Below are 6,511 nucleotides of genomic sequence, written 5' to 3'. Positions count from 1 at the left end.
GTATTGTTTGTCCTGGAAGCGAAGTTTGTGAGCCATGGAGTTCTGGCAGTGGGAGGAGTGCTGGCAATGGTCTTTGGCGCGGTGATGCTGTTCGAATCGCCGGTACCGGAAATGGGCGTGCGCTGGGGCACGGCCATCTCGGTGGCGATCCCCTTTGCCGCAATCACGGTCTTTCTGCTGCGTCTGGTGCTGAAGTCCCGCGCCTGGAAGATGGCCGCCGGTGCAGAGGAAATGGTGGGGGAGATTGGCGAGGTGCGCCAGGCGATTGAGGGGGAAGGATTAGTTTTCATTCATGGCGAGAACTGGCGAGCCATCTCCGAGCAAAAAATTCCAGCGGGGATGAAGGTGCGAGTCGTAAGCGTCGAGGGACTAAAAGTGAGGGTGGAAGCCGTCTCGACTCAAGCCTCAACCTCATCCCAGCGGTCGAGTTAGATTCGAAAGGAGTCTCCTATGCAAGTGTTCAGCGTTTGGCAGATTGCGGCTGCATTGATCGTTCTGTTCTGGCTTCTCAATTCCATCAAGATTATCAAGGAGTGGGAGCGGGGAGTGATCCTGCGGCTCGGGCGGATGAGGCCCGTGCCGGTGGCGGCCGGCATCCGGCTGGTGTTCTGGCCGATTGAAGTACTCTACCGGATCTCGCTCCAGTTGGAGACGCTCGACGTCCCGTCGCAAGACATCATTACGCGTGACAACGTGGTGGTAAAGGTCAACGCGGTTTGCTACTTTCGCGTGATTGATCCTAACCGCGCTCAGGCTTACGTGAAGAACTATCTTTATGCCACTTCACAGCTTGCCCAAACGACCCTGCGAAACGTCGTCGGCCAAGTCGAGCTCGACGATCTTCTCAGCAAGCGCAAAGAGGTTAACGAGCGCATTCAGCAAATCATCGACGAGCACACCGAACCGTGGGGTATCAAAGTGGCTTTGGTGGAAGTGAAGCAGGTGGATATCCCGGAAGAGATGCGGCGAGCGATTGCCCGTCAGGCTGAGGCCGAGCGGGAGCGCCGCGCCAAGGTCATCCACGCTGAGGGAGAATTCCAGGCGTCCGCAAGACTCGCTGAGGCAGCCGGCATATTGGCCACGCAGCCGGCGGCCATCCAGTTGCGTTATCTTCAGACGCTTACTGAGATCGGCACTGAAAAAAATACGACCGTTGTTTTTCCGTTGCCGATTGATTTGATCAGTTTGTGGACCAAACAAGCGCTCGCGCCCAAGTAGAGCGATGGGGCGGGGGCGGAGCAACTCGGGTTCGGCGATGGTGCTGGAGAGCCGGCACCTGGTTGGGGTTTTCCTGGTGGCAGTCGTGCTCGGAGGCGTCTTCTTTACGCTCGGCTACGTGCTTGGCCGCTCGCAACAAGCAGACGCAAAGATTGCCGGGCCCCGCCCCGTGCCAGGGCTAAAAGCCGCCGATCAGCCGCAGCGGGGTTCGTCGCCAGGCGCGGAACCAGTCATTTCACCCGCCGATTGGGATTTCTACAAGAAAGCCGGGAAAACAAAGCCACAATTGGTGCCCGCGCCGCCAGTCGAAGAAAAGAGGGAAAGAAGCGTTCCGGCTCCTCGCCCGGTTGCGCCGGCTCCCACTGGAGCCAAGAACATGGTGCAGGTGGCGGCACTCAAGAACCCGGACGAGGCTCGGCACCTAGTGGCCAGGTTGAAGCGAAAGCGCTATGCGGCATTTGTTGTGCCGCCCGGGTCTGACTCTTACTATCGCGTACAGGTGGGGCCATTTGCTGACGCCCGGGAGGCGGAAGCGGTCCGCCAAAAACTCGCGCAAGAGGGCTTCAAAGCCATTGTCAAACACTGATGGCGCAACGCTCCTATTTCGACTGGCTTTGGGCCATCGGCAGCGGGGCAGCTCTTTCGCTCGCCTTCCCCAGAACGCAGTACTTCTGGCTGGCGTGGTTTGCGCTTGTCCCGCTCATCTACCTGGCCATTTCGCAAAGGTGGCGAGTCCGACGAGCATTTGCGGCCGGGTATATCGCCGGCCTTGCCTTTTTCAGCATCAGTTGCTATTGGATTTACGCCGTTCTGCGAAACTACGGAAACATTTCGCCGCCAGCGGCGATCGGCGTGCTAGGCGCGATGGTAGCCGAGCTGGCCTGCTTTTTTGGATTGTTCGCGGCAGGCCTTTGCTGGATGGAACAGCGTTACCGGAGCCGGCTGCGACTTCCGGGCGGCAGCGATGCGGGGGGAGTCCCGCGGTTAACTCACCAGGAACATCCGGGGTACCGGGCGGCGCTGCTCATGGCGCCCTTTTTGTGGGTAGCGCTCGAGCTGGGGCGCACTTACGTCGTCATCGGTTTCCCCTGGGATCTTCTGGGGTATGCGGTGGCGCCGCAAATCGGGATCGTCCAGCTCACCACAATCACCGGCATCTATGGGCTTAGCTTCTTGCTTTTGGGGTTCAACGCGCTGGTGGTGTGGCTTCTTTTGGAGCGAAGCTGGCGGCCGGTCGGGGCGTTGATCGCGCTGGTCGGGGCGCTGGGTGTGGCCAACCGGCTGATCCCCTGGCCGCACCCGGCCGGGGCGATGCGTGCCTATCTTGTCCAGACCAACCTGCCTCAGTTCAGCGAATACCCCCAAGACTGGAAGGAGCGGTTTCAGCCGGCGGTGGACGAACTCGAGCGGCTCACGGTCGAGGCGGTTCCGCCTGGCAAAGAGCCTGCGCTGGTCATCTGGCCGGAGGTCCCGGCTCCCTTCTATTTGAACCACGATCCGGAATTTCGCGCGCGGGCGCGGCGCATTGCCCAGCGCACCCGGTCCTATTTTCTCGTTGGTATCGTAGATTGGCGGAAACGAGCCGATGGGAAAATGGCACCGTACAACAGCGCAGCGATGCTCGATCCCGCCGGAAAGGTCATTGCGCAGTATGATAAAATTCACCTGGTTCCTTTCGGCGAATATGTGCCTGTGCGAAAGCTGTTCTTTTTTGCCGAGAGGCTGACTGCGGAAGCGGGGGATTTTGAGCCGGGGAGGGAGCGGACGCTGGCGGCCACTCACCGGGGCAAGGTGGCAACGTTCATCTGTTACGAGGCCATCTTCCCGGCCGAGGTGAGACAATTCGTCGAGCGCGGCGCCGAGGCTTTGGTCAATATCTCGAACGATGGCTGGTTCGGGCGCACGGCGGCGCCGGACCAGCATCTGAACATGGCCCGCGTGCGGGCAGTCGAGGGGCGACGGTGGCTACTTCGAGCGACCAATAACGGGCACACCGTGATCGTAGATCCTTACGGCCGGATCGTAAGTCGCCTTCTTCCCGATCAACGCTCGGTTTTGATTGGCTCGTTTGATTTTGTTTCCCGGCGGACGCTCTACGCGCGCTTTGGCGATTGGTGGGCATGGCTTTGTGTCCTGCTGGCGCTGGGCGGAGGAGTCCACGCCCTGACGAAGAAGGAGAGGAAAACATGATGATCGAGGATCTCGAACGGCAATATGAGCAGTTGAAACCGCGGATCGCTGAACTTCGGAGCTTTCTTTGACGTCCCCGCCAGGCAGAAGCTTCTCACCGAACTCGAATCCAAGATAGCCCAACCCGATTTCTGGCAGAACCAGAAACAAGCCCAAAAGTTTCTCCAGCAGCGAAAGTGGGCGGAGGATCAGGTTCGCGCGAGCGAGCAATTGGCGCGGCTTGACGCCGATGTCAATGCTCTGTTCGAGCTCGCCCACGAAGGCGAAAACGTGGCCGACGATTTGGCCAAAGAGGTGGAGGCGTTATCGAAGCTGGCTGATGAATTGGAAACGAAAACGCTTCTTTCCGGCGAGAAGGACCGCCTGAACGCCATCGTGACGATTCATCCCGGCGCCGGCGGAACCGAGTCGCAGGATTGGGCCGAGATGCTTCTGCGCATGTATCTGCGGTGGGCGGAGCGGAACGGCTTTTGCGCGACCATCACGGAGATTCTCGCCGGCGAGGAGGCCGGCGTGAAGTCGGTTACGCTCGAAGTGCAGGGAGAACACGCCTACGGTTTGCTTCAGGGCGAAAGCGGCGTTCATCGGCTGGTACGGATTTCGCCGTTTGACCAGGCGGCGCGGCGGCATACTTCTTTCGCTTCGGTTTTTGTGATCCCGGAAATTGACGAGACCATTGAAGTGGTCATCCGCCCCGAGGATCTTCGGATTGATACATTTCGATCGTCGGGTCACGGCGGGCAGCACGTCAACGTCACTGATTCAGCCGTGCGCATCACCCATCTTGCTACCGGCATCGCGGCGCAGTGCCAGAACGAGCGCAGCCAGCACAAGAACAAAGACATGGCGATGAAGATTCTGCGCTCCCGTCTTTATGAACACGAATTGGCGAAGCGGCAGGAAAAGGCACGACAGTTGAACGAAGCCAAGCCGGAGATCGCTTTCGGCAGTCAGATACGATCCTACGTCCTTCATCCCTATCGGCTCATCAAAGACCACCGCACCAAGGTTGAGATTGGCGATGTGGAGCGAGTGTTGGATGGCGACCTCGACCGCTTGATACGCTCCCATCTGCTGGGGCGGAAGAAAGGTTTTGGGAAGTGGGAGAGCAGGGAAGAATAGGGGAACTGACACCGCAAGGAGCGCGATAAGGCCCATTTCGAAAGCGGTGCCCTGCAACCCGCCACATGCTCCAGATGCTTCGGGGGGAGAAGATATGGGCATGCCAGCCCCGACAAGATCGGGGCCAGTTGCTGACGTCGTTCTCTTGCCGCTGGGCGAGGTTTCCGAACAGATTGTTGACAGGATCATGGCCGTGTTGAGATCCGCCCTGGGAAAGAATGTGAAAAAAATGGCAGCCAGGCCGTTGGCCGACGGAGCGCTTAATCGGCAACGTGGCCAGTACAACTCGACGCGGATATTGGAAGTTCTGGAAGCGGAGCGGCCCGCCGTCGGTGGGTCCAGGATTCTTGCCATCGTGGATGTGGACCTATACGCGGATGGGCTGAATTTTGTCTTTGGCGAGGCAGCTCCCTCGGTCGCTGTTGGGGTAATCTCTCTTTGGCGATTAAACCCCGAACGTTTTGGCGAGTCAGCCGACCAGCGACTGTTTGAAACGCGCGCGGCCGGGGAGGCAATGCACGAAACGGGCCATCTCTTTGGTTTGGGGCATTGCCCGGACCGGCAGTGCGTGATGAGCTTTTCAAACAGTTTGTCCGAGGTGGACGCGAAGTCGAGCGAGTTTTGTCCTGCCTGTCGCCGGCTTTTCGAGCGATTCTGAGGAGGCCCGTGGAACGCACGTTGTGTCCTTCAAAATGCTTATAACCCGTTCCGGCAGAAGGAATTGACAGTATGGAGTGGCTCTGGTAGAGTCGCTGGTTTGCAATCGAGGAAGGGAGAAGTTAAGTGAATAAACTTGCCCGAGACTACCTGTTTACCTCGGAGTCTGTAACTGAGGGACACCCGGACAAAATTGCCGACCAAATTTCTGACTCGGTGCTCGACGCGGTGCTGGCGCAAGATCCGTACGGGCGTGTGGCTTGCGAGACGCTGGTCACAACCGGGCTTGCCATCATCGCGGGAGAAATCACGACCAGTGCCGTGGTGGATTTTCCCGGGGTTGCGCGGAACGTCATCCGCGATGTCGGGTACACCCGGGCCAAATACGGATTTGATGCGGAGACCTGCGCTGTTCTCTGTGCGCTCAAAGAGCAATCCCTTGACATCAAGAGAGGCGTGGACCCAGGCGGCGCCGGTGATCAGGGATTGATGTTTGGCTTTGCTTGCGACGAAACGGAGGAGCTGATGCCGATGGCGATCATGCTGGCTCATAAGCTCACCCGCCGCCTGGCCGAGGCTCGCAAAGCAAGAATCCTCGAATTCCTTCGCCCCGATGGCAAATCCCAGGTTACGGTCGAGTACCGCAATGGCAAACCGGCGCGGGTGGATACGGTGGTGGTCGCGGCGCAGCACAGTCCCGATGTCGGCAACGGTGTCTTGCGGGACGGAATCATGGCGGAAGTGATTCGGGCGGTCATACCGGCCCGCATGATGGACTCGAAGACCACGTTTCATATCAATCCCACGGGGCGCTTTGTGGTAGGCGGGCCGCAAGGCGACGCCGGCCTGACTGGCCGCAAGGTCATCCTGGACACTTATGGCGGCGCGGGCCATCATGGCGGCGGCTGCTTCTCGGGCAAAGATCCGACCAAGGTGGACCGGTCGGCGAGCTATATGGCGCGGCATATTGCCAAGAACATTGTCGCTGCCGGGTTGGCAAGGCGTGCCGAACTCCAGCTTGCCTATGCCATCGGCGTGGCTGATCCCGTTTCGGTGATGGTGGAGACGTATGGCACCGGTGAAATTCCCGAGGCGCAACTCACCGAGCTGGTTCGGACGCATTTTCCTTTGAAGCCCAAGGGAATCATCGAGGCCCTGGATTTGCGCCGGCCCATCTACCGCCAGACGGCTGTGTACGGCCACTTTGGCCGCACCGAGCCAGCATTTACGTGGGAGCGAGAAGACAAAGCAGAAACGCTTCGTCGCGAAGCCGGCCTCGGCCAACTGGTTGCCGCCAAACGCTCCTGAGAACCGACCTTTATCG

General features: G+C 59.4%; 7 protein-coding genes. All 7 read left to right on the top strand.

All coding sequences use genetic code 11. The features are described 5' to 3' along the window. The coding region (locus VIH17_07385; GenBank protein ID HEY4683058.1) for an NfeD family protein at nt 1-432 on the top strand (432 nt) is incomplete at its 5' end. 18 nt (nt 433-450) lie between these two features. Continuing rightward, entirely contained in the window at nt 451-1,218 is a 768-nt protein-coding gene (locus VIH17_07380) for a slipin family protein (GenBank protein HEY4683057.1), read from the top strand. Between the two features lie 4 nt (nt 1,219-1,222). Further along, on the top strand, nt 1,223-1,804 hold the full coding sequence (locus VIH17_07375; GenBank protein ID HEY4683056.1) for an SPOR domain-containing protein: 582 nt from the start codon (nt 1,223-1,225) through the stop codon (nt 1,802-1,804). Beyond that, nucleotides 1,804-3,408, top strand: coding sequence for an apolipoprotein N-acyltransferase (lnt, locus tag VIH17_07370; protein ID HEY4683055.1), 1,605 nt, complete (start codon nt 1,804-1,806; stop codon nt 3,406-3,408). The genes VIH17_07375 and lnt overlap by 1 nt, the downstream gene beginning before the upstream one ends. A 48-nt stretch (nt 3,409-3,456) precedes the next feature. Continuing rightward, entirely contained in the window at nt 3,457-4,530 is a 1,074-nt protein-coding gene (gene prfB, locus VIH17_07365) for a peptide chain release factor 2 (protein HEY4683054.1), read from the top strand. Between the two features lie 100 nt (nt 4,531-4,630). Then, the gene (locus VIH17_07360; protein ID HEY4683053.1) at nt 4,631-5,188 is read left to right on the top strand and encodes an archaemetzincin family Zn-dependent metalloprotease; all 558 of its coding nucleotides are present in this window, start codon (nt 4,631-4,633) and stop codon (nt 5,186-5,188) included. Nucleotides 5,189-5,313: 125 nt separating this feature from the next. Further along, nucleotides 5,314-6,495: a methionine adenosyltransferase gene (metK, locus tag VIH17_07355; protein HEY4683052.1), complete on the top strand. Its 1,182-nt coding sequence runs from the start codon at nt 5,314-5,316 to the stop codon at nt 6,493-6,495. Nucleotides 6,496-6,511 lie beyond the last annotated feature (16 nt).

This window comes from Candidatus Acidiferrales bacterium, from assembly GCA_036514995.1.
In the GTDB taxonomy this organism is placed as follows: domain Bacteria; phylum Acidobacteriota; class Terriglobia; order Acidiferrales; family DATBWB01; genus DATBWB01.
Note: the sequence above shows the minus strand (reverse complement) of the source record. Positions and strands in the feature narration are given on the sequence as shown.

What these genes read in the sequence shown, in the direction of transcription:
- VIH17_07380 (HEY4683057.1), top strand. Translation starts at nt 451, where the DNA reads ATGCAAGTGTTCAGCGTTTGGCAGATTGCGGCTGCATTGATCGTTCTG.
- VIH17_07375 (HEY4683056.1), top strand. Translation starts at nt 1,223, where the DNA reads ATGGGGCGGGGGCGGAGCAACTCGGGTTCGGCGATGGTGCTGGAGAGC.
- lnt (HEY4683055.1), top strand. Translation starts at nt 1,804, where the DNA reads ATGGCGCAACGCTCCTATTTCGACTGGCTTTGGGCCATCGGCAGCGGG.
- VIH17_07360 (HEY4683053.1), top strand. Translation starts at nt 4,631, where the DNA reads ATGCCAGCCCCGACAAGATCGGGGCCAGTTGCTGACGTCGTTCTCTTG.